The 26,998-nt window shown below is 45.3% G+C and carries 28 protein-coding genes; 22 read left to right on the top strand and 6 right to left on the bottom strand.

Annotation, left to right across the window (positions count from 1 at the left end):
• Window positions 1–2 precede the first annotated feature (2 nt).
• From L4C34_RS19205 to L4C34_RS19140, 14 genes are all read left to right on the top strand, one after another.
• Window positions 3–1,568: an anthranilate synthase component 1 gene (locus L4C34_RS19205; RefSeq protein ID WP_428790939.1), complete on the top strand. Its 1,566-nt coding sequence runs from the start codon at window positions 3–5 to the stop codon at window positions 1,566–1,568.
• A 5-nt stretch (window positions 1,569–1,573) separates the two neighbouring features.
• The gene (locus L4C34_RS19200) at window positions 1,574–2,173 is read left to right on the top strand and encodes an aminodeoxychorismate/anthranilate synthase component II (RefSeq protein WP_428790938.1); all 600 of its coding nucleotides are present in this window, start codon (window positions 1,574–1,576) and stop codon (window positions 2,171–2,173) included.
• 25 nt (window positions 2,174–2,198) lie between these two features.
• Window positions 2,199–3,197, top strand: coding sequence for an anthranilate phosphoribosyltransferase (gene trpD, locus L4C34_RS19195; protein ID WP_428790937.1), 999 nt, complete (start codon window positions 2,199–2,201; stop codon window positions 3,195–3,197).
• A gap of 2 nt (window positions 3,198–3,199) precedes the next feature.
• Window positions 3,200–4,633 (top strand): bifunctional indole-3-glycerol-phosphate synthase TrpC/phosphoribosylanthranilate isomerase TrpF, encoded by a 1,434-nt coding sequence (gene trpCF, locus L4C34_RS19190; protein WP_428790936.1) that lies wholly within the window; start codon window positions 3,200–3,202, stop codon window positions 4,631–4,633.
• Window positions 4,634–4,647: 14 nt separating this feature from the next.
• On the top strand, window positions 4,648–5,838 hold the full coding sequence (gene trpB / locus L4C34_RS19185; RefSeq protein WP_428790935.1) for a tryptophan synthase subunit beta: 1,191 nt from the start codon (window positions 4,648–4,650) through the stop codon (window positions 5,836–5,838).
• Entirely contained in the window at window positions 5,838–6,644 is an 807-nt protein-coding gene (gene trpA, locus L4C34_RS19180) for a tryptophan synthase subunit alpha (RefSeq protein WP_428790934.1), read from the top strand. Before trpB ends, trpA begins: the two co-directional genes overlap by 1 nt.
• Window positions 6,645–6,849: 205 nt before the next feature.
• Entirely contained in the window at window positions 6,850–8,043 is a 1,194-nt protein-coding gene (locus tag L4C34_RS19175) for an acyl-homoserine-lactone synthase (RefSeq protein WP_428790933.1), read from the top strand.
• Between the two features lie 238 nt (window positions 8,044–8,281).
• A complete protein-coding gene (locus L4C34_RS19170) occupies window positions 8,282–10,612 on the top strand; it encodes a response regulator (RefSeq protein WP_428790932.1) in 2,331 nt (776 codons plus the stop codon).
• Between the two features lie 55 nt (window positions 10,613–10,667).
• Window positions 10,668–10,919 carry a hypothetical protein gene (locus tag L4C34_RS19165; RefSeq protein ID WP_428790931.1) on the top strand — a complete coding sequence of 84 codons (252 nt, stop codon included), beginning with the start codon at window positions 10,668–10,670 and terminating at the stop codon, window positions 10,917–10,919.
• Between the two features lie 188 nt (window positions 10,920–11,107).
• Window positions 11,108–11,647, top strand: a complete 540-nt coding sequence (locus L4C34_RS19160; protein ID WP_428790930.1) for a septation protein A — start codon at window positions 11,108–11,110, stop codon at window positions 11,645–11,647.
• Window positions 11,648–11,716: 69 nt separating this feature from the next.
• Window positions 11,717–12,112, top strand: a complete 396-nt coding sequence (yciA, locus tag L4C34_RS19155) for an acyl-CoA thioester hydrolase YciA (protein ID WP_428790929.1) — start codon at window positions 11,717–11,719, stop codon at window positions 12,110–12,112.
• 168 nt (window positions 12,113–12,280) lie between these two features.
• A complete protein-coding gene (locus tag L4C34_RS19150; protein ID WP_428790928.1) occupies window positions 12,281–12,577 on the top strand; it encodes a YciI family protein in 297 nt (98 codons plus the stop codon).
• A gap of 1 nt (window position 12,578) precedes the next feature.
• Window positions 12,579–12,992 (top strand): GspS/AspS pilotin family protein, encoded by a 414-nt coding sequence (locus L4C34_RS19145; RefSeq protein ID WP_428790927.1) that lies wholly within the window; start codon window positions 12,579–12,581, stop codon window positions 12,990–12,992.
• A gap of 502 nt (window positions 12,993–13,494) precedes the next feature.
• Window positions 13,495–13,710: a hypothetical protein gene (locus L4C34_RS19140; RefSeq protein ID WP_428790948.1), complete on the top strand. Its 216-nt coding sequence runs from the start codon at window positions 13,495–13,497 to the stop codon at window positions 13,708–13,710.
• Here L4C34_RS19140 and L4C34_RS19135 read toward each other — a convergent pair.
• Complete coding sequence (locus L4C34_RS19135) at window positions 13,702–13,950, bottom strand: DUF1289 domain-containing protein (RefSeq protein ID WP_428790926.1); 249 nt, start codon at window positions 13,948–13,950, stop codon at window positions 13,702–13,704. The two genes, L4C34_RS19140 and L4C34_RS19135, sit on opposite strands and share 9 nt — an antisense overlap.
• A 290-nt stretch (window positions 13,951–14,240) precedes the next feature.
• Here L4C34_RS19135 and L4C34_RS19130 point away from each other — a divergent pair, with 290 nt between their 5' ends.
• Genes L4C34_RS19130 through L4C34_RS19115 form a run of 4 tightly spaced genes read left to right on the top strand, consistent with a single transcriptional unit; the run spans window position 14,241 to window position 18,365 of the window.
• The gene (locus L4C34_RS19130) at window positions 14,241–15,383 is read left to right on the top strand and encodes an ABC transporter substrate-binding protein (RefSeq protein WP_428790925.1); all 1,143 of its coding nucleotides are present in this window, start codon (window positions 14,241–14,243) and stop codon (window positions 15,381–15,383) included.
• A gap of 19 nt (window positions 15,384–15,402) precedes the next feature.
• Window positions 15,403–17,115 carry an ABC transporter permease gene (locus L4C34_RS19125; protein WP_428790947.1) on the top strand — a complete coding sequence of 571 codons (1,713 nt, stop codon included), beginning with the start codon at window positions 15,403–15,405 and terminating at the stop codon, window positions 17,113–17,115.
• The gene (locus tag L4C34_RS19120) at window positions 17,112–17,750 is read left to right on the top strand and encodes an ATP-binding cassette domain-containing protein (RefSeq protein WP_428790924.1); all 639 of its coding nucleotides are present in this window, start codon (window positions 17,112–17,114) and stop codon (window positions 17,748–17,750) included. The genes L4C34_RS19125 and L4C34_RS19120 overlap by 4 nt, the downstream gene beginning before the upstream one ends.
• Complete coding sequence (locus L4C34_RS19115) at window positions 17,751–18,365, top strand: CDP-alcohol phosphatidyltransferase family protein (RefSeq protein WP_428790923.1); 615 nt, start codon at window positions 17,751–17,753, stop codon at window positions 18,363–18,365.
• Between the two features lie 330 nt (window positions 18,366–18,695).
• Here the strand turns inward: L4C34_RS19115 and L4C34_RS19110 are convergent, their stop codons facing one another.
• Window positions 18,696–19,037, bottom strand: a complete 342-nt coding sequence (locus L4C34_RS19110; protein WP_428790922.1) for a Fis family transcriptional regulator — start codon at window positions 19,035–19,037, stop codon at window positions 18,696–18,698.
• 667 nt (window positions 19,038–19,704) lie between these two features.
• On the opposite strand from L4C34_RS19110, the gene L4C34_RS19105 reads away from it, so the two are divergent.
• The gene (locus tag L4C34_RS19105; RefSeq protein WP_428790921.1) at window positions 19,705–20,559 is read left to right on the top strand and encodes an HDOD domain-containing protein; all 855 of its coding nucleotides are present in this window, start codon (window positions 19,705–19,707) and stop codon (window positions 20,557–20,559) included.
• Between the two features lie 221 nt (window positions 20,560–20,780).
• Here L4C34_RS19105 and L4C34_RS19100 read toward each other — a convergent pair whose 3' ends face one another.
• From L4C34_RS19100 to L4C34_RS19085, 4 genes are all read right to left on the bottom strand, one after another.
• Complete coding sequence (locus L4C34_RS19100) at window positions 20,781–21,167, bottom strand: hypothetical protein (protein WP_428790920.1); 387 nt, start codon at window positions 21,165–21,167, stop codon at window positions 20,781–20,783.
• A gap of 249 nt (window positions 21,168–21,416) precedes the next feature.
• Window positions 21,417–22,349, bottom strand: a complete 933-nt coding sequence (locus L4C34_RS19095) for a class I SAM-dependent methyltransferase (protein WP_428790919.1) — start codon at window positions 22,347–22,349, stop codon at window positions 21,417–21,419.
• A complete protein-coding gene (locus tag L4C34_RS19090) occupies window positions 22,336–23,052 on the bottom strand; it encodes a TIGR01621 family pseudouridine synthase (protein ID WP_428790918.1) in 717 nt (238 codons plus the stop codon). Before L4C34_RS19090 ends, L4C34_RS19095 begins: the two co-directional genes overlap by 14 nt.
• A gap of 154 nt (window positions 23,053–23,206) precedes the next feature.
• Window positions 23,207–24,544: a sodium-dependent transporter gene (locus L4C34_RS19085; RefSeq protein WP_428790917.1), complete on the bottom strand. Its 1,338-nt coding sequence runs from the start codon at window positions 24,542–24,544 to the stop codon at window positions 23,207–23,209.
• Window positions 24,545–24,591: 47 nt separating this feature from the next.
• Between L4C34_RS19085 and L4C34_RS19080 the strand changes: the two genes are divergently transcribed.
• From L4C34_RS19080 to L4C34_RS19070, 3 genes are all read left to right on the top strand, one after another.
• Window positions 24,592–24,813, top strand: coding sequence for a hypothetical protein (locus L4C34_RS19080; RefSeq protein WP_428790916.1), 222 nt, complete (start codon window positions 24,592–24,594; stop codon window positions 24,811–24,813).
• Window positions 24,814–25,061: 248 nt separating this feature from the next.
• Window positions 25,062–26,516, top strand: a complete 1,455-nt coding sequence (cls, locus tag L4C34_RS19075) for a cardiolipin synthase (protein WP_428790915.1) — start codon at window positions 25,062–25,064, stop codon at window positions 26,514–26,516.
• A gap of 260 nt (window positions 26,517–26,776) precedes the next feature.
• The coding region (locus L4C34_RS19070) for a transposase (RefSeq protein ID WP_428790914.1) at window positions 26,777–26,998 on the top strand (222 nt) is incomplete at its 3' end.

Genomic DNA, 26,998 nt, shown 5'->3' with positions numbered 1-26,998 from the left:
TTGTGAATCAGGCCATTACCATTAAAAAAAGTGGCAGTATCGAAGTAAGCGACACGCCAGTTCGCTACTCACAAGATCCCACTCAGTTATTCCACACTCTATGTGGAAAAAAGAACAACAGTTTACTGCTTGAATCAGCTGAGATTGACTCTAAACAAAACCTGCAGAGCTTGCTGTTAGTTGATGCGGCAGTACGTATAGAGTGTCGCGGCCAGCAGATCGTATTTGAGGCACTGAGTGATAACGGCCAAAGATTAGTCGACGTATTAGTCCACAATATTAGCAACGATGCATCGTTTAGTGTTAAAGGCCCGACACTAACCCTAAGATTTAACGAACCCGATTGTGGCCTCGATGAAGACTCACGTCTACAGCAAGCGTCATCCTTTGATGCTTTACGCCTAGTTCAGCACAGTTTCGATCTTAGCGATCACAATAAACATGCTTTGTTTCTCGGTGGTCTGTTTGCCTACGACTTAGTAGCGAACTTCGAATCTATCGGAGAGGTCACTGCGGAAAATAGCTGTCCTGACTACGTCTTTTATGTGGCAGAAAGCTTGCTGGTCATCGACCACCAAACACAATCGAGCCACATCCAGACTAGTTTGTTTGAGCCCACGCAGACGATCCGTGAACAAATATTCGCCCGCACTGCCGAGCTGGCTGCTCAATGCGATACGCCTACCGATTTACCCACCCCGGAACGATTAAATAACGTTCCTGTCTCGGTGGATATCTCTGATAGCGAGTTTTGCCAGTCGGTGACTACGTTGAAGCAGTACGTTGTACAAGGAGACATATTCCAAGTCGTGCCATCGCGCAAATTCACATTAGCCTGCCCATCTCCGCTTTCTGCATACAAAAAGCTCAAGGTTCAGAACCCGAGTCCTTACATGTTTTATATGCAGGATCGTTTGTTCACGCTATTTGGCGCTTCGCCTGAAAGTGCTCTCAAATATGAAACCTCGACCAATCAAGTGGAGATCTACCCCATCGCAGGCACGCGAGCGCGCGGGAAAACCTCAGATGGCCAAATTGATCTCGATTTAGACGGGCGTATCGAGCTAGAGCTGAGACTCGACAAAAAAGAAAATGCCGAACATATGATGTTGGTGGATCTTGCACGCAACGATGTGGCAAGAATTTCTCAGCCCGGCACCCGTCACTTGGCCGATTTACTTAAAGTTGCTCGCTACAGCCACGTAATGCATTTGGTTTCTCGCGTCGTCGGCCAGTTAAGGAGTGATCTCGATGCTCTACACGCCTATCAAGCCAGTATGAATATGGGCACGTTAACGGGCGCACCAAAAATTCGAGCGATGCAGCTTATCCGTCAGACAGAAAAAACGCGTCGAGGCAGCTATGGTGGCGCAGTTGGGTATCTGACGGGTGAAGGCTCACTTGATACCTGTATCGTCATCCGCTCTGCCTATGTAGAAAATGGCATTGCACAAGTTCAAGCTGGCGCTGGCGTCGTGTTGGACTCCGAGCCGCAAGCCGAGGCAGATGAAACCCGTGCCAAAGCGCAAGCGGTTATTTCCGCCATTCAATCGGCCCATATGGAGTAACAATTATGGCAAACATGATTTTTATCGACAACTTCGACTCATTTACCTACAACTTGGTTGATCAGTTCCGCACTCTAGGTCATCAAGTAACCATTTATCGAAATAGTGTCGAGGCCGATGTCATTGAAGAAGCAGCATCTCAACTGCCGAACCCAGTTCTGGTGCTTTCACCGGGGCCAGGAAAGCCTTCCGATGCAGGCTGTATGCCTGAAGTGATCCAGCATTTGAAAGGAAAAGTGCCAATGATCGGTATCTGCCTTGGTCATCAAGCCATTATCGAATCCTATGGCGGCGTGGTTGAAGGCGCTGGCGACATAGTCCATGGCAAAGTTTCTATGATGTCTCCGCAAGCACACCCTGTATACGATAAATTACCTCAGCCTATGGCTATCGCAAGATATCATTCGCTGGTCGCAACACAAGTTCCCGACAGCTTAACCGTCACCGCGATCGCCGATGGTCTCGTAATGTCAGTGGCCCATGAGCAAGATAAAGTGTGCGGCTTTCAATTCCATCCCGAGTCCATCATGACCACACACGGTGCGACGCTACTATCAAACGCAATTAACTGGGCGCTAGCCGAACAAGAACCACTGAGCGCATAGAATCGTAGAATTTGGAGAGAAGAAGATGGAAGCAATCATTAGCAAGTTATATCAAGGACAAGCGCTATCTGAGCAAGAAAGTGAGCAACTGTTCGGCTGTATTATCCGTGGTGAACTCGATGAGGTTCCAATGGCAGCGGCGCTCATCGCATTAAAAATGAAAGGTGAAACGCCAGATGAAATCGCTGGCGCGGCAAAAGCGTTGGTCGCCAACGCCACCCCTTTCCCAAGCCCTAGCTATGATTTTGCCGATATCGTCGGTACGGGCGGAGATGGGCACAACACCATCAACATTTCTACCACAGCTGCATTTGTCGCCGCGGCTTGCGGCCTGAAAATCGCCAAACATGGTAATCGCAGTGTCTCAAGTAAGTCTGGCTCCTCCGATTTGCTGGCCTCATTCGGTATCGATCTTGCGATGAGCCCTGAAAACACTCGTCAAGCTGTAGATGAACTTGGTGTAGCATTTTTGTTTGCACCTCAATACCACAGCGGTTTTCGACACGCGATGCCAGTTCGTCAAGCGCTCAAAACCCGCACCATCTTTAATATTCTTGGCCCGCTTATCAATCCAGCGCAACCTAATATCCAGTTAATGGGTGTCTATAGCCCCGAGCTCGTCAGCCCAATAGCAAAGACCTTGCTGCAAATGAATAAGAAGCGCGCCGCGGTCGTCCACGGTAGTGGCCTTGATGAAGTCGCCATTCATGGTGAAACCACAGTGGCTGAAATCAAAGATGGTCAAATATACGAATATACATTAACTCCAGAAGACTTTGGCCTAGAACGCCACCCTTTGAAAGCGATTGAAGGCGGTCTACCAGAAGAAAACCGCGCCATCATTACCGATATCTTAACGGGCAAGGGAACACCTGCCCAAGTGGGTGCGGTCGCGGTCAATGTTGCTCTGTTAATGCGTTTGTTCGGCCATGAAGATCTCAAACAAAACACTCAAGCAGCAATTGAAACGATGAATTCTGGTAAAGCTTTTGAGCTTGTCCAACAGCTGGCAACACGAGGTTAACCATGACTCAGCTTTCTGAACACGTATCGATTAAAGACACGGAAATGGCCGAAGTACTGGCCAATATAATCAAAGATAAGCGCATTTGGGTGCAAAATAGACAAAACACTCAACCTTTGGAGAGTTTCCAATCTGAGTTAAGCCGCTCAGATCGCGATTTTTATCACGCACTATCTCAGCCGAATCAAACTGCTTTCTTGCTGGAATGCAAAAAAGCATCCCCTTCAAAAGGCTTGATTCGTAAAGAGTTTAATTTGGATTATATCGCAGGCGTTTACAGTCGCCATGCCAGTGCTATCTCAGTGCTAACCGATGAAAAGTACTTCCAAGGCGACTTTGAGTTTTTACCTCAAGTTAGGAAAATCGCGACCCAGCCTATTCTGTGCAAAGATTTTGTTATTGATAGCTACCAAGTTTACCTCGCACGACACTACGGCGCCGACGCGATTTTGCTGATGCTATCGGTATTGAGTGATGAGGAATATCGAGGCATCGCCCAAATCGCGCACGAGCTAGGTATGGGCGTTTTAACTGAGATCAGTAATGAACAGGAACTGCAACGAGCGGTTGACTTAAAAGCCAAAGTCATTGGTATCAACAATCGCAACTTACGCGACTTATCGACTGATTTAAATCGAACCGAGACGCTAGCTCCAAAAGTAAGGCAGCAAGCACCCGATGCCATCATCATCTCGGAATCTGGTATCTACACGCATCAGCAAGTCAAACAGCTTATCCCCTGCGCAGACGGCTTTTTAGTGGGCAGTGCACTCATGGCTGAAGATGATCTTGAGTTAGCAGTACGAAAACTGACATTGGGGCACAATAAGGTGTGCGGTTTAACTCGCCCTGAAGATGCCCAAAACGCGTTTCAAGCCGGTGCAGTATTTGGTGGGTTAATTTTTGCTGAGAAGTCGAAACGCTACATCACAGAAGAAACTGCAAGCACGATAATGCAATCTGCCCCACTCGGCTATGTGGGAGTATTTCAAAACCAGAGCATTGAACAGGTTGCGGGAGTTGCAAATCGATTGCAACTGAGCGCTATTCAGCTCCATGGCCACGAAGATCTATCATACATAGAAAAGGTGCGCAGTCAGTTAGACGCTCATATTGAAATTTGGAAAGCTTATCCTGTCGAGTCTTCCCTGCCTTCACTCGTCGAAACCCATGTCGACCGCCACCTACTTGATGCTAAGGTAGGCCAACAGCTTGGTGGAACAGGCCAGAGCTTTGATTGGTCACTATTAGAAAATGAGGCACTGACCAACAAGCAGAGCATCATGTTGGCTGGAGGGTTAGCACCACACAATGTACATGAGGCAGCACAACTTGGCTGCATCGGCCTCGATTTTAATTCCGGAGTGGAAAGTGCCCCGGGTCAAAAAGATTTAGCTAAGCTGCTGCAAGTATTTGCGGCACTGAGAGACTACTAAGGATTCTATATATTATGTCAAAGTTAGACGCTTATTTCGGTGAATTTGGTGGCCAGTTCGTACCTCAAATTCTTGTCCCTGCTCTTGATCAACTAGAGCAAGCTTTTATCGATGCCCAAGACGACCCAGATTTTCAGGCCGAGTTTATGGGGCTGCTACAAGAGTACGCAGGCCGCCCAACCGCTCTAACTCTCACCCGCAATATCGCGAAAGGCACTAAGACAAAAATCTACCTTAAGCGCGAAGATCTGCTGCATGGCGGCGCTCACAAAACCAACCAAGTGCTTGGTCAAGCATTGCTGGCCAAACGCATGGGAAAAAACGAAATCATTGCCGAAACAGGCGCTGGCCAACATGGGGTAGCAACGGCCCTTGCCTGCGCTCTATTAGGGCTGAAGTGTCGAGTTTATATGGGTGCGAAAGATGTAGAACGCCAAAGCCCGAACGTATTTCGTATGAAGTTAATGGGCGCTGAAGTTATTCCCGTTCACTCCGGCTCCGCCACACTGAAAGATGCTTGTAATGAAGCACTACGCGACTGGTCTGGTAGCTATGAAAGCGCCCACTACTTGCTTGGCACCGCTGCGGGTCCACACCCTTTCCCAACTATTGTACGTGAGTTCCAACGTATGATTGGTGAGGAAACCAAACACCAAATTTTGGCTCGAGAAGGCCGCTTGCCAGATGCGGTAATCGCCTGCGTTGGTGGCGGTTCTAACGCCATTGGCATGTTCGCAGACTTTATTGAAGAAAAATCAGTAAGGTTGATTGGCGTAGAACCCGGCGGAAAAGGGATCGATACTCCAATGCACGGTGCGCCATTGAAGCACGGGACGACAGGGATATTTTTTGGCATGAAAGCGCCATTAATGCAAGATGAGCACGGACAAATTGAAGAGTCGTATTCCGTTTCTGCGGGGCTAGACTTTCCATCCGTTGGCCCTCAGCATGCACACCTGAACGCAACTGGCCGCGCCGAATATTGCAACGTCACCGACGATGAAGCGCTTGATGCCTTCCAAGCGTTAGCGCGCAACGAAGGAATCATTCCTGCGTTAGAGTCTTCCCACGCCCTTGCTCATGCTTTGCGTTTGGCCCATGAAGAACCTGAAAAAGAGCAATTATTGGTGGTAAACCTATCTGGTCGAGGTGATAAAGATATTTTCACTGTGCACAAACTTTTAGAAGAAAAAGGATGCCTATAATGGATCGCTACCAAACGCTATTTCATTGCCTAGCTGAAAAGAACCAAGGCGCTTTTGTCCCTTTTGTTACCATCGGCGACCCTAGCCCAGCTCAGTCACTCGAGATCATGTCTACTCTAGTTGAATCTGGCGCAGATGCATTAGAATTAGGCATACCGTTTTCCGATCCACTTGCCGATGGCCCAACGATTCAAGGCGCCAATATCCGCGCTTTGGACGCTGGAACGACGCCAACGATATGCTTCGAATTAATCAGCCAAATCCGCCAACGCTACCCTGATTTACCGATTGGCTTACTCGTTTACGCCAATCTTGTGTACGCCAACGGCATCGGCAATTTTTACCAACGCTGCGCCAAATCGGGCGTGGACTCCGTGCTGATCGCCGATGTACCCACCAATGAAAGCAAAGAGTTTAATCAGGCGGCAAAAGAGCACAATGTACACTCTATCTTTATCGCACCGCCATCTGCCAGCGATGAAGCGCTGGCAACGGTCGCGAAATTGAGCGAGGGATACACCTACCTATTATCACGGGCGGGAGTGACGGGCGCAGAAACCAAAGCCAACATGCCGATTCAAGACCTGCTCAACAAACTCAAACAATACAATGCACCACCAGCCTTGCTAGGGTTTGGCATCTCAGAGCCCGAGCAAGTTAAGCAAGCGCTTGCTTCTGGCGCCGCGGGTGCTATTTCCGGTTCGGCTGTTGTCAAAATCATTGAACAAAACTTAACGTCTCCAGAGACCATGCGCGAGAAGCTTTCACAATTCACCTCCGCAATGAAGCAAGCGACATTGCGCTAAGCACCTCTCCTACGGCTCTCACTCGATAAGGCCTAAATCCTGTTGAGTGGGAGCTTTATGCTTCATTTTACTTACCTACTCCCTCGGCTACAAAATCATTTCATCGGTGCTAAAACTGTCATTTTTATCATTAAAATGTTAGATTGCTCTCTCTCAACGCAACATTTCTCAATCCATATAATCATTTTATAATAAGATCAAAACCATGTTTAACTTGCCTAAAACGTCCGACTCACTTTGCAATGAATTTATCCATACCGATTGCAAAGAGGAACTCTTCACTCTACTTGACCAATACGTACAAAAGCATGGGGCATCAATTTTTACAACGGTACTTAACGCTCGACGAAAACAAATAATTCAGAGTGCCCCCCACTACGAGTCGTGTAACTTAGCCACTATTTTCTCACATGAAAACTATAGAGAATTAGCAAAACAACCGATCTCCCACGCTCCTGAGATCTACTCTGTAATTGAATCTTTATCTTTAAAATATTCCCCTCATTGGCTCGAGTTTTGGTGCGAATTCAGCATTTACTCTCTCAAAGAAAAGTATAAAACACCGACACATTGCTCCCCGATGAAATTAACAGTTGATAATGATCATGCCTATCAATCTGAAATAGTTGGACATATAGAGAACGACAAGCGATTATTTAGCACCCTACATCATACTTCTGCGATGACATTAAGTGATGCTATTAGCCTAATTAATCTAGATGTATTTGTTCGACAAAAGCAATGGTATGAAATGCTGATATGTATGGAACTGTCACAGTCAGGAGAACATTTTATCCTTAGCACCTGTACGGAAGATAGCGAATATCCGATTTTAGTTTCATCTGCACTCATTCAAAGTTGGGAAAAAAGACATAATTGGCTGAGCTACCAAAGTTTTTTCCAAAATTCACAATGGAAACTAAATTTATCTAATGACGGACTCGACATACTAAACAACTCCGAGCTCTTTTCTCCTCCCCTTAACATGAAATACAAAAGTGTTTTACATTTTGAACAAGACTTTCAAAAAAAATTAAATAACACCAGCCACCTATGTGAAGTCCTTCGTTTAACAGTGAGCGGTTCTATTAGACAGAGGGTATATTTTCTGTACCTAGCTCAAAAAAGATTAATGGCAGAACTTGTACAGATGGGTTATAAGTTCAGCCTAACCATCATTGAGCAGCCATTAATGCTAAGGTTCTACTCTAGATTACAGACCAAAGGTTATTTCAATACCAGCTACCAATATATAAATGGGGCAAGCCAAGCAACTCATAAGGGAGTCTGGAATACGTCATGCCTATCTAAAGAGTTTGAGAGCATTCGTTTCTCTCAGTATAAGAGTCTAGTTAGCTTAAGTAAAAACATTGAACAACAAGAGACAGTTCATGTATAATTTACTTACTGAATCGAGCTCCCTTCCAAAAGCTACAATTCTGTTAATAAGTGCAGCCATTGTATTTGTTTGGCTAAATTACTATATATACAGTGTGAAGATTGTAACAAAAAAAGCATTTCTTCCCCATCAAATAACCTACATTATTTATTCTTGCTTTATAGTAACGTGGATCCTTTCTAACCTCTATTTTCAAGTTCCACTTTTGGTTGCATGGGGAGAGCAAACCGCGATCAACATGGCTAGATTTGCTAACTTAGTATCTGGCTTCGCATTCGGTTCAGCCTTTTTATTTTCCTGTCAGCTTGTTGCTACCCAAAAGAAAAAAACAGTAGCCAACTGGCAGAAAGTTGTATTATTTATATTCATCGCCTACACAATATATGTAAACCTTATAACAAACCTTACAATACGTAATGTCACAATAATTTCACCTGGTGACTTCTACATTCAATTTGGCTCCGCCACACCATTCTTCTTTAACGCTTTACTACTTTTGTTTGTATTAACACTCTACAACTTTACCAATAAGCGTGGGGAAAATATAAAAGTCAACTTAGCCAAAAACAGTTATATGGTTACAGGCATGCTAATTTTCATGCTTTCTACCGCAGCAATTCACCTCGCCATGACGTTTTTCTTCGATGATTTTTCTCTTGCGTGGCTCCCTCCCGCGCTTTCTATCAGCGAATTGCTATTTGTCGGCTATGCATTAGTTACATCTCGTTTCTACAGCTCGAGGTATATTGTCTACAAACTGGTTATGATTCTAATAACAGCGATATCATTCGCGCTATTATTTAGTCCGTTAACCACTCTTGTACACAACTACTATCAATGGGCAGTAATAGTCTCACTCTTTGTTATCGTAGAATCGAGCCGCGGCTATATTACTGCAGTCATCAAAAGGCTCAGCGCTCTAATTGTTTATCGCACTAATTTCGCTCCCGTCGAACAAATCCTCGCATTAGAAAAGGAATTCCGCGCTTCGACGATAACAGGCATTGAGAAGCTTTCCCACCTTCTCAAGCTGCCCGAAGACCGAGTTCAGTTGGTAAGTAATGGCGCAGAGAATTCACCATATCTCGACTACTTTTCACACCCGAACGCAATACTAGTGATTGACGAATTGGAAAGTGCACTATACGACACTCAAGCCAATTCTCAGGGACATTTGCTCTCCCTAAACGAACAAATGCGCTCGGAGAACACGGCTTTAGTTATGCCTTTATTCGATAGAAACCGAAACCTATCTCATCTACTGGTATCCCCGCATAAAATTGATGGGACACTATTTTCTAGTGAAGAAGTGCGTGCGCTGCAAAACTTAATATCTAAAGTACAAGGTTACATCAACGCAGACAGAAAAGTTTCAGAAGCCCAAGCGCTCGCCAACTCCATTGCCCATGAGATGAGAAATCCACTCGCTCAAGCCCAACTTCAATTTGAAGGACTTAGAGGCTTAGTAAATCGAGATGCATCTGTCCGAGAAATGCTATACGAAATAAACAAAGGCAGCGCTGCGATAGAGCGAGGTAGGCAGTTAATTGACATGATCTTAAGTGAGGTAAACGACTCTTCGCTTGCTAAAGAGTCCGCATCGCCGTGTTCAATTATGACGGCGATTGAACACTCTTTAAATCGCTACGGTTTTGAAAACGACCACTACAGATCTCGAATACATATTTCGAACGAGCAAGAGTTTGTAGCTAAAATTAACGATACCTTATTCAACTTCGTATTATTTAACTTACTTAGAAATTCGCTCTACTATTTTGATTCTTACCCCGATTGCGAAATCCATATTTCGACTGAGCAACACCACCATGAAAATTGTGTCGTGTTCCACGATACAGGCCCAGGTATTGATCCTCAGATACGCGCTAAGATTTTCGATGATTTCTTTTCTTACAGTAAAAATGGCGGCAGCGGGTTAGGACTCGGCTATTGCCAGCGTGTGATGCACGCGTTTGGCGGTCGCATCTCATGTGAATCTAAAGTCGGCGTGTTTACCGAGTTTCGTCTTTACTTTCCGTCGGTGTCTCCTAGCACGGTGAGCAGTGATGAGAAGCAAACGATCGAGCCGGTGGAAAGCCATATAGCAGCACCGGAAAGCATATCGTCACAGCCTGCACGCCCGCCAAGCCAGCTCAATTATGCTGAGAAAGTCATCTTAGTCGTCGATGATAAAGAAGTGCAGAGAGCGTTGGTGAAAATCTACCTTGACCAAATTGGTGTAAAAGTCATATTAGCCAATAATGGATCTGCCGCCGTGGATATTTTCCGCGCCAACCGAATTGATCTGGTATTGATGGACATTCAAATGCCCAAAATGGATGGTTTCGAAGCCAGTCGCTTGATCAGAGAAATATCGCCAACCGTACCAATCGCCGCTTTAACAGGTGAGTCGGGTGCCAAAGAGCGAGAAAAAATTGATCAGCTCATGGATGCACGCTTAGATAAACCCACATCAAAAGAAGCGTTGATCAATGTGATCAATGCCCTTCTCCGCCCAAGTAAAACACAGCCTTCTAAAAACAAGAGCGCGGCACCGATTATGCATAATTGACCCTGTGTATTAGGCGACAAAATGTTGTCTATCAGCAATGGAAGGAGTCAGGATCATGGAGATTCACCGCCACACTTATTATGGTCTTATCCATCATGGAATTAAATCCTTGCTCGTTGAGCGAATCGGACATTTTACGGAAATGGAATACCATCAATATCTTAGCGTCATAACAGGTAAATCGAGCTGTTTCTCAATGAGCGATGATGAACTGAGAAACACGGTAGATAACCTGCGTCAAGAAGGCTACTTAGAAGATATTAAAGGTTTAATTCCCAAAGCCGATTTAATGTCTCTAGAACGTTAAACCATTCACCTGTCATAGAAAAAGAGTCAACTTGATCACTACGCAGCTTAGGCCCCCCGTTTACGCAGACGTAGTACATACAAGATGCAAAAAAACAGAAAAAGACTTTTAGGCTATGACGGGTGTTTTGTATTGGCTCGGTTTTCGTTAAACTACTCATTATCGCTAACTTGATGTACAGCAAAGCAATGAAACAAATTTTAGACTTTATTCCACTGATCATTTTCTTCGTCTTATACAAGATGTTCGACATCTACGTCGCAACGGGCGCACTGATTGCTGCCACAGCAGTACAGGTTTGCCTAACCTATGTCCTTTATAAGAAAGTCGAAAAGATGCAACTCATCACTTTTTTGATGGTGGCTGTTTTTGGCGGAATGACACTCTTTTTGCACAACGACAACTTCATTAAATGGAAAGTGACGATCGTCTACGCGTTATTCGCCGTTTTCTTGACCGTCACTCATTTGATTGGAAAGTCGGCCATCAAAAGCATGCTCGGCAAAGAGCTCACCTTACCTGACCATGTTTGGTCTCGTATTAACTGGGCGTGGGTGACCTTTTTTGTCGTTTGCGCCGTAGTGAATATCTACGTTGCGTATCACCTCTCTTTAGATGTTTGGGTTAACTTTAAGGTGTTCGGGCTTTTAGGAGCCACATTTGCCTTTACGTTGCTAACAGGGGTATATATTTATAAATACCTGCCTAAAAGCAGCCAATCCGAGTAACAAAAACCATTTTTTATGTGTGAGCCCAGTGAGTTACGCCTTGCTAGGCTCACCTTTGGGTATCAAATTATGAGTCAGAAAAACCATGCCCCACGCGGGCAGATGTTATTAAGAACACTTGCCATGCCAGCCGACACCAACGCCAATGGTGATATTTTTGGCGGTTGGATCATGTCCCAACTCGATTTAGCTGGGGGGATCTTAGCGAAAGAAATTTCTCGTGGCCGCATTGTAACGGTATCCGTTTCCAGTATTACCTTTGAAAAACCCGTTAAAGTGGGCGACGTTGTCTGCTGTTACGGTGAATGCACTCGAATTGGACGTACGTCTATGTCTATTGACCTTGAAGTGTGGGTTAAGCCAGTGCGCGAAGGTCACGTAGAAGAGCGTTATGAAGTCTGTCGAGCGACATTTAACTACGTCGCTATTGATGAAAATGGCAAACCTAAGCCTGTGATTCAGTAATATGACACAAACTTGTTTCTGATATACAAGGTTTCTGATATACAACGTGTCTGAATATACAAAGTTATGCTAGCTTCTACTGCAACTATCAGGCTAGTAATCACTTGATATCATCCACTTTTCAATTGCCAAACATTTTCAATTGCCAAACAAAGGGAGCTCAACGTTATGTGGTACGTCATTTTCTCAACTGATGTAGAAGATTCGCTTGAAAAAAGAATGAGTGTTCGTCCTCAACACCTAGAACGTTTAGAAAAGCTACAGCAACAAGGAAGACTACTCACAGCCGGCCCGATGCCCGCTATCGATTCAGAAAACCCAGCAGAAGCGGGCTTTACTGGCTCTACCGTTATTGCTCAGTTTGATTCTTTAGTTGATGCGCAAGCATGGGCTGACACAGACCCATACGTAGCAGCAGGCGTCTACGCGAAAGTGATCGTTAAGCCATACAAGAAAGTATTTTAGTATGAAAAAACTCGTCTTTATTTTCGTTGTTGTTGCGTCACTGCTATCATTAACGAGCTGCGCGTCTTCGGATACTGAGCAGCAGCAACGACGTTTAGAGCTTATCGCCAGCAACAGAGCGAGCGTACTGAGCTCAGAGCTCCCGATTGAATACGGCCCGCTTACCATTATGCAAGCAAAAGCTGTGGGGTCTACTATCCAGATCTCTATGGTCTACAACCCTGATGCCAAAGGGGCGAAGCCATTCCAAGAGATTCAAAAAGACACCGTCAATAGCTACTGTGTGAATCCGGATATCGAACGCAACCTCAAAGTAGGAATTAGCTACCGAGTCCAGATGCGTAACAGTCGAGGGCAGCTTGTCGTTGACCAAATGATCAACCAAGACACTTGCCAAGCTCCAATCAAAAAGTAAACGGCTAATATGATAGGCTGCGCTTTCTCTCGACAAGCGCAGCCTCTTTTCACCGTATCTAGCATACCGACATCGAATACTAAATTCACTGGCTGACAATTTTCAGTGCAACTAAATGTTCAATGCAGCTAAATATTCAGTACAGCTAAATGTTCAATGTGACTAAATGTTCAGTGCAACGAACGGATGACGGACACGCAGCGACTAAAATCCTCACTTTCCTGAAACTAGCGAAACTATGCTCACACTTCCCCAGATTGCAATTCAGATTGAGAAAGAATTCAAGATACATTGCCGATGTCACAAGTTTATTTTTTAATCTGACTTTTTTTACATGGCGAATCCTTGCATAAAATGTTCGCCTGACAGTTAACTGTTGTTTTCCTTTCAATTTCATTTCCCAACTCAAATAGAGCTGCAAAAAAAGCGAATTCCCCAGCCTTGACTACTCTATAACACAATCCTATGTTTTGATAACCACGTCACAACACGGAACGAAATGATGAAAAGAGCCAGCTCTACTTATCGCCTACAGCTAATCAAAGAAATTGCGTCGAAAACTCAGCAACCTCATGATCCTATGGCAAATTATATCCATAACCTTTTAACCGATGAGCCAGAGAGGGAAAGAAATGCTGAATTGAACCACCGCTTTAGCGGCAGCCATTTTGATGAACATGCTGGAGGGTGGATAAGTGATGTATGGGGCCTAAAATAATGTCTGTTGCGGATCCGAGTCATCCTTATACTGGCTGACATTCGCTTTCTTTTTTGCCATTTTACGACGATAGCGCTGGCGGCAAAGGTTTATCACGTGTAACTGCTCCGTTGGCGTCATTTGTAACCAAGTGAAGCGTTCTTCTCGCTTACGCATGCATCCGTTGCAATACCCTTTATCATCAACAGTGCACACCCCAATACAGGGGCTAGGTACGACGAAAAACTCTAACTGTTCCATATTTCCCCCTTCCTTCTCACAAAGCCTCACTTCAGTTTATACCCTTTAGCCAAATAACCTCAAGTCGCATGAGATTCGGCCTATTGCTCCATGCCTTCCCCTGAACCCTGCACTTCGAGCGGGTTTAGGTATAGAACCGGATATACATATCGATTAGTATGTATATCGCCATCAAGACTTACACTATTGGTTAAATATCCTACGGTTAGCTTGAATGTAAACAAATCTTGAATAAAAACTCGGACTCCTCCGGTCTTGTCTTCACTCTCTCATGCTGTACTAGGTAATTTATGAAAAGGTTGCTGATTCTTCTACTTGCATTCTTCGTATCGCAATACGCCCTTGCCCAAGGTAACTGGCAACACACTCTCGAACAAGCAAAAGGCCAAACTGTCTATTTTAATGCTTGGGGGGGAAGTCAAAACGTCAACGACTACCTGCGCTGGGCCAGCAGACAGCTCAAATCAAAATACGACGTTAACTTAGTGCAGGTCAAAGTCGCTGACATTGTCGATACCACATCGCGCTTGATAGCAGAGAAGGCCGCTGGAAAAAACAAAGACGGCAGTGTCGATCTGGTCTGGATTAATGGCAAGAATTTCCAATCGCTGAAAAAGAACCACCTGCTCTATGGGCCATTTGTAGACAAGTTGCCGAACTGGAAAAAAGTCAATCACGCGCTCCCCGTCAGCAAAGATTTCTCCGTATCGACCGATGGATTAGAAGCCCCGTGGGGAGTCGGCCAGCTTATTTTTCTATACGATTCACATCAACTACACAACCCACCTAAATCGTTCGCAGAACTGCTCAACTATGCCAAAACTTTTCCCGGCACCATTTCGTATCCGAAACCACCAGAGTTTCACGGTGCGAGTTTCTTAAAAGCTGCGCTCATTGAATTAACCCACAACAATCCCGAGCTACAAAAGCCAGTATCCCAAGTCGATTTCGACGCTGTTACCGCCCCACTTTGGCACTATCTAAACCAACTTAATCCATACCTTTGGCGTGGGGGCAACCAATTCCCTGCCAGCTCAGCCGAAACCCTGCAATTGCTCGACGACGGACAACTGGATGTCGCTATTTCGTTCAACCCGAACTCCGTCTATGCCGCGCAAGCAAACGGACGCCTAGCCGAGAGTGTCAAAACCTACGCGATGAACGAAGGTGCGCTAACCAACGTACACTTCCTCGCAATTCCTTGGAATGCGACGGCCAAATCAGGTGCATTGGTCACGATCAACTTCTTGATGAGCCCTGAAGCTCAATCGCGCAAAGGAAACATCAATATATGGGGCGACCCTTCTATATTACAGCCGAAATACCTAACGGGTAGTGCGAAACACAGCCAGCTGTTTAAGTCAATCAGCGAGCCAGATCCTAGTTGGCAAGCTGCACTTGATGCAGAATGGCAAAAACGCTATGGCAGTTAACGTCGATAAGATAGTTAAGATGGATGGCACAGTTAAGACGGACGGGCTAAAGCGCTTTAGTGCGCTTCGCCCCAGTTATCTATTGGTTGTCGCGATATGTACCATCCCGCTAATACCAGGCTTTCTTGCCGTGATGCTGGCATCGCTCAGTTACATACCACCTGTTGGATTGCACCACTTTTCACTGAGTGGCTACCAGCAAGTTATCACGTGGCACGGATTAACAGGATCGATACTTCTTACCGTGAGTTCGACACTCATTAGCACTTATTTGGCGTTATTACTGTGTTTTTCCATTTTACAGGGCATCTACCACAGGAAAATTTGGCAACGAATTGAAGCCTTGATTGCGCCTTTACTTGCCATGCCACACGTCGCATTTGCGATTGGCTTTGCATTTCTATTCGCCCCAACAGGGATGATTGCTCGACTTTTCCAGCACTGGTTTTCAATCGACCTTAGCCATAAAAGCTGGTTTTCTTTGGTGCAAGATCCCCATGCCATCGGCCTAACATTGGTGCTCGCGTTAAAAGAAACGCCATTTTTGATTTTGATGAGCATCCCTATCATTCAGCAATTGAACGTCACTAAACTGGCGCAGGTGAGTCAATCAATGGGGTATTCCATCAATCAATTATGGTGGAAAGTGGTGCTGCCCCAATGGCTACCTAAGATGAGATTCGCTCTGTTTTCTGTGCTGGCGTATGGCGTTTCGGTCGTTGACCTCAGTGTCATCATGGGCCCCAATCGGCCGCCAACACTCGCGGCCCTAGTGTGGCAGTGGTTCAACGATGCTAACTTGTCCCATATTCCCCGCGCAGCGGCTGGCGCAATGTTGTTGTTTACCATCGCCAGTCTCATTTTGTTGTTAGCCGTATTCATCGAGAAATTGTCGATGCATTTTTGTCATCGCTGGCAGTATTCAGGCCGCTATGGGCTGCCATTACCCGGCAAAACTGCTTTAGCCCTGATCACCTTGCTGACAACGGTGTTGTTCCCGTTGATGCTTAGCTGGAGTTTTTCCCTGCGCTGGCGCTTCCCTGATATTTGGCCCAGCCATCTGAGTTCGCGCTTTTGGCAGCAAGAATGGCCAAACCTTTGGCCAACGATCGGCAGCAGTATCATGCTCGCCCTATGCTGCGCAACTTGCGCTTTGTTGCTCGCCCTCATCGCTCATGAATATCGCGCTAAGTATCGCTGGCATCTACCCAACTACGTAGTTGCCCTGCCTATGTTGATTCCCCAGCTGTCCGTTTTATTAGGTATACAAATTACTTCGCTATTTCTGGCCAGCAACCAATACTTCCTGTGGGTGCTGTGGGCGCACATCTTCTTTGCTTTCCCTTACGTTTATTTATCTATGGATGGGCCATGGAGAAGCTATAACAGTCACTACTCCCACACCGCCCTTAGCCTAGGTAAATCGCCGCTTAGTACCTTGTTACGGGTGAAACTGCCGATTTTAAGGCCTGCTGTCGCCTACGCTTGGGCGATTGGGGCTAGCGTGAGCCTAGCGCAATATCTACCGACTCTCATGCTCGGCGGCGGAAGGATTAACACCATCACAACCGAGGCCGTAGCACTCTCCAGCGGTTTTGATCGCCGAGTCACCGCCATTTACGCCTTATGGCAAGCTGCGCTGCCTTTTGTCTTTTTCACAATTGCGATATTAGCCGGAAAGTCTCGGTGGTCGCGTAAAAAACTAATGCACAGGAGCTCAAAACAAACATGACACTTTGTGTTGAAAATCTGACTATTCGCAACAACAGCAGTGAAATATTATTCAACGGACTCAACCTCACCGTAGAAGCCGGACAAATCGCCGCATTGATGGGGCCAAGTGGTTGTGGGAAATCCACGCTATTAAGCTTGATTGCTGGGCATTTAGCAAGTGAGTTTAGCTATTCAGGCCATATTCGACTGAACGAACGCGATCTTTGCTCATTAGCTCCGCATCAACGCCAAGTCGGGATATTGTTTCAAGACGACCTCTTGTTTCCTCACCTAAACGTTTGGCAAAATCTCGCCTTCGCTTTACCCAATAGCATAAAGGGGAAGCATCGAGAGACCGCCGTATTACAAGCGTTAGACACGATAAAGCTTGCGCACCTCGCCAATTCAGCGCCAAACCAAATATCTGGTGGGCAACGTGCCAGAATCAGCTTAACCCGCATGCTGCTCGCCAAACCTCAATTGGCCTTGCTGGATGAACCATTTAACAAGCTAGATGCACAAATTCGCGCTGAGTTTCGTCACTGGGTTTTTGAGCAATTGCGCCAAGCCAATATCCCTGCAATTTTAGTCACCCACGATCAACAAGACACACCATGTGATGGCCAAATCTTACACTGGCCTTGGAGGAATTAAATGTTAGATAGAGTAAGTATCCAAGTCGTAAAATGGCCGCTAAACCTTGCGGCGAAATGTCTCAATAAACTAAAAGTCAAAGCCAACCACGTCAGTATTGTTGGATTTATTATCGGTTGTGGCGCTTTCCCCGCCATCATTGCTGGCTCTATGAGCATTGCGCTTATTTGCATCCTGCTCAACCGAATATTCGATGGGCTAGACGGCGCGCTAGCCCGAGTTCAAGGGCCAACCGATGCTGGTGGCTTTCTTGACATCTGTTTGGACTTCTTGTTCTACTCATTGATCCCGTTTGCCTTCGTCATCGCAAGCCCAATTGACAATGCCGTCGCGGGCGCGTTTCTCATATTTTCCTTCATCGGCACAGGCAGCAGCTTTCTTGCTTTCGCGGTTATGGCCGGAAAACGCGGCATAGAAAGCCCCGTTTATAAGCACAAATCACTCTACTACATGAGCGGCCTGACCGAAGGCACAGAAACCATCGCCTGCTTAGTGGCTTTCTGCCTGTGGCCCCAGCACTTCTCAGCAATCGCGTACGTGTTCGGCGCCGCGTGTTGGTTTACCACCGCCACGCGCATTCATTCAGGGTTTCATACTTTGAGTGAGGGGAAGTGAACAAGGGAGAAGTTACGGCAGCAAAAATCGTTGTCTAAATGATCCGACTTAAAATCTGATGCCTACGACATGCGCAATGGGATGAGCGATGACTGTAACCGCAGTTATCGCTCATCTCCCAAACAATGAAATTAAGCACATTCAGTACGGTTCATAGACAGAAATGAGTTTGGGCAGTCACAAGTACAAAGATATTTCGGGTTAGCGTATATATGGAGCAGTTGGAGTTAACGCCTCATTAAGAGGCTAATAATAGTGGGTTAAAATTAGCGAAACAGTAGCAAAACCAACTGTTTTTTGTCCTGCTTGAATGACTTATTAGGCTAGTTATTAAGCCAATCTATCAGACCACTTTCCATTATTATTCTTATCACAGTTTTCTTCGGTGTCATAAGCAATATGAGTAGTCATATTCTTAAGGCTAATACCTACGCCAAGGAGCTTTATTTGAATTAACTTGCTCAATTCCTGGCTACTGGCACTCTCCATAAATGTCGAAAGGTTATCGTTAGTATCAAAGACACAAACTACTTTTAAACTTTTAGGGAAATTGTCGTAATTCACTAAATGAGTCAACCACTGGAAACCTTTGAAATTTTCTAATGCACTATCGCACACTTCTGTCAAAGTAGTCCTAAGTTGATTATCCACTTTCTTGTCAGATTTACGCATGAATTGCTCCTCAGGTTTTAGACTCCCACTTAAGTGCACTTAAAACGAAAGTAGGAATAAGTGGCGCATGAAATTTAGTATGGAAAATCATCGGCGTCACTTTTCGGTGGTTTATTGTGCTGTCCTGCCGTGGGACAGGAACGTGCCAGAAAGGGCAGAAAAAAGATGTCTATGCTGCCATTTTAGTATGATACTTTAATATTCAGTATGAATCTTTATTACTTAGCATGGGGCTTTATTCCTCTCCCACATGACAAGGACAGTATCAGGATCTGTTCGGTAACATTGCCGTGAGTATGTGTGAGATTGTAAATATCAAGTTTTTGTCCTATTTCATCATATGATTAAACGGTATTACTGCCCCTCCCTCTCCGCTCTAGGGCTTGCTATATGCGGGTTAGAGCGCCACTTTTCTCGTTCGGTGAAATGTTTACATCGCCCTTGCAAGATGAGATTCACAATCGCCATAAAACGCTTTTGTGGAACAGACAGCGGCAGATGCTATCGAGAATAACACCGAATTCTCACCTATAATTGGATGGTATACCGTTCAGAGCAACGCATAAAGTGAGCCTTACAACCCGTTTCTAACTTAAGCCATTAGCAAAAAACTAACCCTAAGTTCATCTTTATCACTTAGTGACACTCAGTTTGCTATAGAGGGAAAATGATGAACATTGATGAAGAAAAAATGGCGTCGATAATATCTAGCTTTCAAGTTCCGATAAAACCAAAAGCCTTGACAGAAATGCAGGAAATCATGAGGGCACCAGAGCCAGATATCAATCTTGTAGCGGACTTAATATCGAGTGATATTGGGCTGTCATCTGCCATATTGAAAGTGATTAATTCACCTTATTATGGCATGAGTAGGACAATATCAGAGATAAAACAGGCCGTTATGATTATCGGACTGACAACCATCAACAGCCTTATTACCGCTTTGCTATTAAAGTCATCACTTCAAGGGAAAGCCTCAATTTCATTAGAACGTTTTTGGGATGACTCACTAGACGTAGCCAATGCGATGTTATTTATTGGGAATAGAATTAAAGACAAAGTCCCAATTGATGTGCTTTATACCGTTGGATTATTTCAGAATTGCGGCATTCCTTTGTTAGCATTACGGTTTGAAGACTACAAAGAGATACTGATTGAGGCTAATAATAAAGGTTGTAACTCCATCGCATTAGAAGAAGAAAAATATAATACAAATCATGCAGTTCTAGGCTATTTCATTGCATCATCTTGGAATTTACCTAAGGAAATATGCGACATAATTTTACAGCATCATAATATACAATTCTTCGATACGATTGTAGGCAGTGAAGCTCAATTGACATTAGCGACACTCAAAATGGCTGAGCATTTTGTTGAACGTGCCAAACGTCACAATGTATCCCCTGATTGGCAGGAAGTGGAGTTAACGGTTTCCGAAGTACTAGGGCTTTCTACGGTCGACTTTAACGATTTCGAAGACGACTACGCCGACTTATATGCTCAGGCAAATAACGACATTTAGCTTCAATGGCACCTTTGCATTTGTAATGTCGCAATATCACGATAGATAGTACAGACGCTAACATGTCCCGCTTGAGCTTCATGTTCAGCTAAAACTGGGAAGTTATGGCGGTGTAGACATTGAAGTGCATCAAAAAGGCGTCAGCAAACTCAACTCTGCTAACGCCTTAAATAAAACATCATATTGTGTATGACGAACACGCGTAAACTTAATAATTACGCTTAGTTTGACTCTTCATCGATGTCACAATCAGTACAACTTTGTAATGCGATTTCGTGTTCAAAGACTGCTGCATCGTTACCTTCTGCAAGTAATTCTGCTATTTCTTCCGCTACCTCTTGCTCGTCTTTCGCTTCAACGTTATCCGCGAGTTCTTCGTCTGAGTAACCATAGAAGTTCAGTAATAGGTAGTCACGCGCTTCGTCTTTAGTACAAGTCACGTTCACCGAAATGTCTGCCTCAACGTTGCCTTGAGCGGTAATCGCAGCCACTTGCGCCACGACATCATCCTTCATCGCCGTCGTCAACCAACCAAGATCAGTATTTACTGTCGTTTTTTTACAATTGAAACAAGGAAGTTGATGGAAATAATATTGAAAGTTGTTCACAGGTAATGTCTTCTTTGAGTGTTGTATAGCAAGATTATGCGCTTTTTATAGCAAAATACTATCTCAATAAACATTGAAGACTGGATTGCTGCGGGTGAGTTAGAGTGAAACGCAGAGTAATCTCTCAGCGAATACGAAAGACCCACCACTTCAAGTTAGTTATAGCGTTCAAAAAAATGATGGGCAAAGCTTGACTAGCTAGTCAAGCTTCTGAAAAAAACAGCCCCACTCATACTGCAATATCCGAGATTACCCGAACACCAACGCTTTCAAACTCGCCTGTTCATCAATATCTCTAAATTCTGATGGGTTATCTAATCGATATTGAAACTTCAAGCTTGGCGCTTCTTGCTGCATACCTGTGATTAAGAACTCTTCTGACACGGCTGGTGAATTCACACAGGCGAGTACTTGGCCGCCTTCAGATAAAAAGTCTGGCAAGCGACGCAGAATTTTTTGATAGTCTTTAGTTAACGCAAAGCTGCCTTTTTGAAAGGATGGTGGGTCGATGATAATTAAATCGTATGGACCCTGCTTTTTCAGCTTGCCCCAAGATTTAAATAAATCGTGGGCAAAAAACTTCACTTTCGCGGTATTATGTTCATTCAGCCTATGGTTTTCTCGGCCTTTGCTCAGTGACGATTTGGCCATATCTAAGTTCACCACTTGATCTGCACCTCCCGCCACGGCGGCAACAGAGAAACCACAGGTGTAAGAAAATAGGTTCAACACGTTCTTGTGTTCAGCATTGTTTTGCACCCACTCACGCCCTAAACGCATGTCGAGAAACAAGCCCATGTTTTGGTTTCGGCCAACATCTAATTGATATTTCAATCCGTTTTCGCACACCACTGGTGCGGAATCGAGCTCGCCAAAAATAAGCTCTGAAGGCGCACCGCTTTCATATCTGTGTTGCAGCAGCACGCAGCGGCCTTGTTTGGCCTTCCACGCCTCTGATTCAGTGAGCGTCAACAGCCCTTGCCTAAGATCGGCGATAAAGGCGTCATCAGCCGCCTTAAACAGATTCACCACCAACTGCCCTTGCAGCCAATCACACGTCAGTTGCTCAAGCCCTGCCCAGCAGCGGCCACGGCCATGAAATAGTCGGCGTAACTCATTTGGCACTTGCGCAAGTTCCGCTTCAATATGCTGAAAAAAAATGGGTAGTTCAGTCGTTTGCATGATTTTCTCTATTATTTAGTTTTGGCCAAGCAAGTTGCCAAGGTTGGACAATCGAATCAATCACATCGCTCACCGCTTGGCTATGCCATTTTTGGCCTAACTCAGCGTGCTCTCGCGGGTCGCACACAAAGCGAAATGTCTGGTTTAAGTAGTCAAATGAAAGACTAAACGCATGCAAGTATCCCCTATCCGCTCCTGTATCGCTGGAATAAATCGGATCGCCAACAATACTTGAGCCAACAGAATTAAGGGCAACACGTATTTGATGAGTTTTCCCCGTGTGGGGCTTACACAAAAAGACCCGTTCACCAGGTTCACCCGCAAAGGAAAAGAACTGCGTTATAGCTGGATTATTGGTTGAGTTAACCAGCTTCCAAGATGAGCGGCGCGAACGCTCCATATCACCCATCACCAGTCCTTGCTTTTTCTTTGGCTTTTTTGCGCCAATCGCTAGGTAATACTTCTCGACGGTGCGAGCGGCAAAAAGCCCAGAAAGCGCACTGGCAGAGGCCGAGCTGCGTGCCAGTAGCAGTATGCCAGAGGTCATTTTGTCTAAGCGATGTACGAGAAACAGCTTCTCGGCATTCACTTGCGTCGCGACTTCTTGCACCAACATGGTATCGCCGTCGTCTTTATGTACAGAAACGTTAGGGTGTTTATTGATAACGATGAAGTCATCGTGAGAATAGAGTATATCGAACATGCTATGCCTTCTATTTGCAGGCCGCGATTATACTGAACTAATACCCATTCTACTAATTATCTCATCATTCCGACGGACTAATATCACCAAACGCCAGCCACTTAAAAAGCTGCCGAAGCAGCTTTTTTAACAAGATGAATGTCCATGAAAGAAATTATGAGAAAAAGAACACCAATATCATCAGCACTGGGCAGACGATTCTCACATAGGTTGGCCAAATTTTCCAAAACCAGCTTTGCTTCATTTCTGGGTAGCCATGGGATATTTCTTCCAACACTTGATTACGTTGCCACAACCAGCCAGCAATCAGGGTGATAAATAAGCTCAAAATCGGCTGGGCGTAGACTGTGGTAATTTTCACCACTAAACCGAACATGTCTGCAAAGTTGTAGACAATGATCGCTGAGATCACCGTTATCAGTGCCCCGATCCACGTAACAGCCACAGCGCGAGACTGTTTCAGCTCTTCGATAGCGCAAGCAACCGGAACTTCTAGCATAGAAATAGACGAAGTTAATGCTGCAATAATCATCACAGCAAAGAACAATACGCTAACCAAGGTGCCTATTGTGCCCATAGAATGGAACATCGCTGGAAGCACCTGAAAAACCAAGGTATCTGAGCTAAGCAGTTCGCCGCTTGGTGAGAAAATCTCAACACCGTAGTGCTTCGCCACAAACATCGCTGGCAACACTAATAGCCCCGCGCCGAACGCAACACCTGTATCCACCAAGGCAACTTGCGCCGCGGTTTTAGGTAGGTTGGCATCTTTATTCAGATACGAGCCGTACACCATCATAGCGCACACACCGAGCGACAATGAGAAGAAGGCTTGTCCCATCGCACTGACGACAACTTTGGTATCGAAGTGAGAAAAATCAGGCACTAGATACATTTTCAAACCTGCCATCGCGCCCGGCTGAGTCAGGATGTAGACTATCATCAAACCAAACAAAATAAACAGCACAGGCATCAATCGGCTCGACCACTTTTCGATGCCGTCCGTCACTCCACTTCTCACTACGTACATAGTGAGCAGCATGAACGCCACCATCATCACTAGGTTACGAGTAGTACCAAACTCCGTCAGCCAGCTTGCAGCTTGATGCAAACCAACCAGCTCTAGGCCGCTGCCAAAGAACGACCCCATCAACCAACCAGCAACAATCGCATAAAAGCTCAAAATCATTGAAACGGCAATCATGGCGCCAATACCCACTAAGACAGCACCTAGTTTTCCATTCGGCCAAACTGCTTTCAGGGAGCGCAATGGGTTTGATTGCCCGTAGCGACCAATCGTTAACTCTGCGACCAACATCGGGTAGGCGACGAGAAACACCATCAAAAGGTAGGTAAATAGAAACACCGCACCGCCATGACTGGCTGCCTGAGTCGGAAAGCCCCAGATATTGCCTAATCCAACAGCGGAACCTGCTGCTGCCATAATAAATCCGAGTCGAGATGAGAAATGTCCTCGCGAACTGCCTGCCATAATTGCTTTACCACTTGCTATTTTGTTCTATGTTTTGGTGGAGCCACATGGCGAATGTAAAATATAATTTACACAAAATCCAAAGTAGCTATAACCCCTATCTATGGCAAGTAAAGCATTTCATGAGTAACATTGAAAGCCCACAGCTTTATTTTCAGCCACAAAATCATTCACAGCCATTATATGCTGCTATTTTATACAGAATTAGTGGTGATATTTCATACTTCGGAAACCAAACACCATATTTTACTATGCAGCAGTTGAACTAACAGCTGGATATTCCGTCTATATTTCTAGCATTTTCGTTCTATCGTTTCAGTTCTAGCTTTTTAGCGGTACTTGATTTTACGCTGCTTATTGTAACAGCGCTTATTCTCACAGTGCTTGTTTTTACAGTGATTGGCAGCATCTCTCAGTTGCATAGACTTAAGCAAAACTGTTACAAATTTTTATTCTGCTTCCCTTCGCGACGACTTTAGATTTACTATTTAACTGATTGTTTTATATGAGCACCGAAATGGATAAGTTTTATCATTTTCTCACCCTAGCGGGTGTTGCGCTGTACTGGTTGCTGGTTGCTGGTGTCACCATACGCGCCGTATTGAAGCACCGCTCCGTCAGTGTATCGCTCGCTTGGCTATTGATTATCTACACCATCCCTATCTTGGGCGTTTTTTGCTACTTCTTATTCGGTGAGCTTAACTTAGGACGGCAAAGAGCCGACCGAGCCAAAGAAATGTTGAAGCCTTTCGCTCAATGGTTTTCCCAACTGAATGATTGCCAAGCTCACTCACGGGAAACCCTAGGCCGCCACATTTCCAGAATAGATGAGTTGTGTAACAACCGGTTAGGTTTGCCTGCTCTGAGCGGCAATAGTCTGACCCTCAAAAATGAACCCCAAGAGATACTGCGCTCAATCATTGCCGACATTGAATCGGCTCAGCATAGCATTCGGCTGGTCTTTTATATTTGGTATCCGGGTGGACTTGCCGACGCGGTATCGTCCGCGCTAATACAAGCGGCACAACGTGGCGTTGATGTGAAGCTTTTGGTCGATTCGGCTGGCAGCGCGCACTTTTTCAAAAGCCCTTGGCGAAAAATGATGCAAAAAGCGGGCATCAATATTGTGCAAGCGTTGGAAGTCAGCCCTTGGCGTATTTTCCTGCGCAGGTTAGATCTTCGCCAGCACCGAAAAATTATCGTAATTGATGACATGATTGCCTATACGGGCTCAATGAACTTAGTCGATCCTGCCTATTTCAAACAAGAGTCAGGGCTGGGTCAATGGATAGATATCATGGTTCGAATTACGGGCCCAACGGTAAACGTGTTATCTGCTATCCACTGCTGGGATTGGGAAGTGGAAACAGGCTCACGCTCCTTGCCCGCGCTTCCTGAATGCGAGATTGAACCCGACCTACCTCAACACCCAGTGCAAGTGGTTCCATCGGGGCCCGGGATGCCAGATCACTTGATTTCACAAGTGCTGACTCTGGCAATTAACCAAGCCAATGTCTCGGTGCGGATCACCACGCCATATTTTGTGCCGAGCGTCGATTTGCTCGAAACATTGAGGATGACAGCGCAAAGAGGCGTTAAAGTGGAACTGATTATTCCCCATAAAAATAACTCGTTGATGGTTCAATGGGCATCGCGCGCCTTTTACACTGAGCTGTTAGAAGCAGGAATAGAAATCTACGAGTTTTATGGCGGCTTGCTGCACACAAAATCCGTTGTGGTCGATGAACAGTTCTGCCTCGTCGGAACAGTCAACTTGGACATGCGCAGTCTATGGCTGAACTTTGAACTAACCTTAGCCATCGACGATGTGCATTTCACTCAGCAGATGCACCAATTACAGCAAAGCTATATTGAACATTCTCATCCAGTTAAACTGGCTGAATGGCGTAAAAGAAAATTGCACTTTCGATTTTTTGAGCGACTTTTCTACCTGTTCAACCCGCTACTGTGATTCCATCATTCGCATAAGGGGCAGCTTACACCTATTGGTGTAGGCCCAGAATTAAAGTTTGGCTAGATCCAATAACGTTTGACCGTTTTCTAGAGTCATCATGAGAATGTGAAGATTAGACTTGCCCCTTTTCAATTCAGCATTGGTTATACATTTCAATCCAAACGTTAGGGTTTGTTATGGCGTTGTTGCCCAAATCGATTGAACCTTTTTCCATCCTTACGATCTGATCTTTTGAGAATGATTGTTGGGATACAAAAATGGGTAAGTCGAAAGCTAAAATCACGAACTGGAGAGCATACAACCAAGCACTCTGTCAGCGTGGCGGGGTTACTTTTTGGATTGACGATTCAGCGGTGAAAGCCTGGAAATGTATGACCCATCACGGCAAGAGAGGTCGAGGGTTTCAATACACCGACACGGCGATTGAAACCGCCCTAATGATAAAAGGTATCTTCTCTCTCCCGCTTCGTGCTCTGCTC

Origin of the sequence: Vibrio profundum, assembly GCF_050337555.1 — a bacterium.
GTDB lineage: Bacteria > Pseudomonadota > Gammaproteobacteria > Enterobacterales > Vibrionaceae > Vibrio > Vibrio profundum.
This window is presented reverse-complemented; position numbering and strand designations above follow the sequence as displayed.

Coding starts and splice junctions, on each gene's coding strand:
- L4C34_RS19110 (WP_428790922.1), bottom strand. CDS start 19,037: ATGCGTAAATCTGACAAGAAAGTGGATAATCAACTTAGGACTACTTTG.
- L4C34_RS19115 (WP_428790923.1), top strand. CDS start 17,751: ATGTTAGATAGAGTAAGTATCCAAGTCGTAAAATGGCCGCTAAACCTT.
- L4C34_RS19120 (WP_428790924.1), top strand. CDS start 17,112: ATGACACTTTGTGTTGAAAATCTGACTATTCGCAACAACAGCAGTGAA.
- L4C34_RS19150 (WP_428790928.1), top strand. CDS start 12,281: ATGTGGTACGTCATTTTCTCAACTGATGTAGAAGATTCGCTTGAAAAA.
- L4C34_RS19145 (WP_428790927.1), top strand. CDS start 12,579: ATGAAAAAACTCGTCTTTATTTTCGTTGTTGTTGCGTCACTGCTATCA.
- L4C34_RS19125 (WP_428790947.1), top strand. CDS start 15,403: ATGGATGGCACAGTTAAGACGGACGGGCTAAAGCGCTTTAGTGCGCTT.
- L4C34_RS19130 (WP_428790925.1), top strand. CDS start 14,241: ATGAAAAGGTTGCTGATTCTTCTACTTGCATTCTTCGTATCGCAATAC.
- trpCF (WP_428790936.1), top strand. CDS start 3,200: ATGACTCAGCTTTCTGAACACGTATCGATTAAAGACACGGAAATGGCC.
- cls (WP_428790915.1), top strand. CDS start 25,062: ATGGATAAGTTTTATCATTTTCTCACCCTAGCGGGTGTTGCGCTGTAC.
- L4C34_RS19160 (WP_428790930.1), top strand. CDS start 11,108: ATGAAACAAATTTTAGACTTTATTCCACTGATCATTTTCTTCGTCTTA.
- L4C34_RS19200 (WP_428790938.1), top strand. CDS start 1,574: ATGGCAAACATGATTTTTATCGACAACTTCGACTCATTTACCTACAAC.
- L4C34_RS19085 (WP_428790917.1), bottom strand. CDS start 24,544: ATGGCAGGCAGTTCGCGAGGACATTTCTCATCTCGACTCGGATTTATT.
- trpD (WP_428790937.1), top strand. CDS start 2,199: ATGGAAGCAATCATTAGCAAGTTATATCAAGGACAAGCGCTATCTGAG.
- L4C34_RS19090 (WP_428790918.1), bottom strand. CDS start 23,052: ATGTTCGATATACTCTATTCTCACGATGACTTCATCGTTATCAATAAA.
- L4C34_RS19140 (WP_428790948.1), top strand. CDS start 13,495: ATGAAAAGAGCCAGCTCTACTTATCGCCTACAGCTAATCAAAGAAATT.
- yciA (WP_428790929.1), top strand. CDS start 11,717: ATGAGTCAGAAAAACCATGCCCCACGCGGGCAGATGTTATTAAGAACA.
- L4C34_RS19095 (WP_428790919.1), bottom strand. CDS start 22,349: ATGCAAACGACTGAACTACCCATTTTTTTTCAGCATATTGAAGCGGAA.
- trpA (WP_428790934.1), top strand. CDS start 5,838: ATGGATCGCTACCAAACGCTATTTCATTGCCTAGCTGAAAAGAACCAA.
- L4C34_RS19105 (WP_428790921.1), top strand. CDS start 19,705: ATGATGAACATTGATGAAGAAAAAATGGCGTCGATAATATCTAGCTTT.
- L4C34_RS19175 (WP_428790933.1), top strand. CDS start 6,850: ATGTTTAACTTGCCTAAAACGTCCGACTCACTTTGCAATGAATTTATC.
- L4C34_RS19170 (WP_428790932.1), top strand. CDS start 8,282: ATGGCTAGATTTGCTAACTTAGTATCTGGCTTCGCATTCGGTTCAGCC.
- L4C34_RS19165 (WP_428790931.1), top strand. CDS start 10,668: ATGGAGATTCACCGCCACACTTATTATGGTCTTATCCATCATGGAATT.
- trpB (WP_428790935.1), top strand. CDS start 4,648: ATGTCAAAGTTAGACGCTTATTTCGGTGAATTTGGTGGCCAGTTCGTA.
- L4C34_RS19135 (WP_428790926.1), bottom strand. CDS start 13,950: ATGGAACAGTTAGAGTTTTTCGTCGTACCTAGCCCCTGTATTGGGGTG.
- L4C34_RS19080 (WP_428790916.1), top strand. CDS start 24,592: ATGGCGAATGTAAAATATAATTTACACAAAATCCAAAGTAGCTATAAC.